The 351-nt window shown below is 66.1% G+C and carries 2 pseudogenes; both read left to right on the top strand.

Annotated features, from left to right (window positions below):
• Positions 1-114 (top strand): annotated as a pseudogene (locus P3H15_RS55390) (ATP-binding cassette domain-containing protein); the annotation flags it as partial.
• Positions 115-121: 7 nt separating this feature from the next.
• A pseudogene (locus P3H15_RS55385) lies at positions 122-351 on the top strand (hypothetical protein); the annotation flags it as partial.

Genomic DNA, 351 nt, shown 5'->3' with positions numbered 1-351 from the left:
AGGATCTGGCAGGACGTCACGTTGACCCTTCCGGCCGGTGAGGTCAGTGCGTTGCTCGGGCCGTCGGGTACGGGTAAGTCGGTGTTCCTGAAGTCGCTGATCGGTCTGCTCCGCCGCTCACGTGCGTGACCCGATCCCTGCAGGCCCGGGACGCGATCTGAAGGAAGACTCCGAGTACGTGCGGCACGGGACCTGCTCGATCTTCTGCTGGGTCGAGCCTCTGGCCGGCTGGCAACCGCAGACCCTCGTGGCCAACGCGGACAGCACCTTTCAGCTCTTCCGCGTCGGCGATGCGGTCTCGAGCCGCAACATCCACGCCGCCATCCTCGACTCCAACCGCCTGTGCATGGC

Source organism: Rhodococcus sp. T2V (assembly GCF_029269925.1).
Classification (GTDB): domain Bacteria; phylum Actinomycetota; class Actinomycetes; order Mycobacteriales; family Mycobacteriaceae; genus Rhodococcus_F; species Rhodococcus_F koreensis.
The sequence above is the reverse complement of the archived record's forward strand: the minus strand, read 5'-3'. Positions and strand labels throughout refer to the sequence as shown.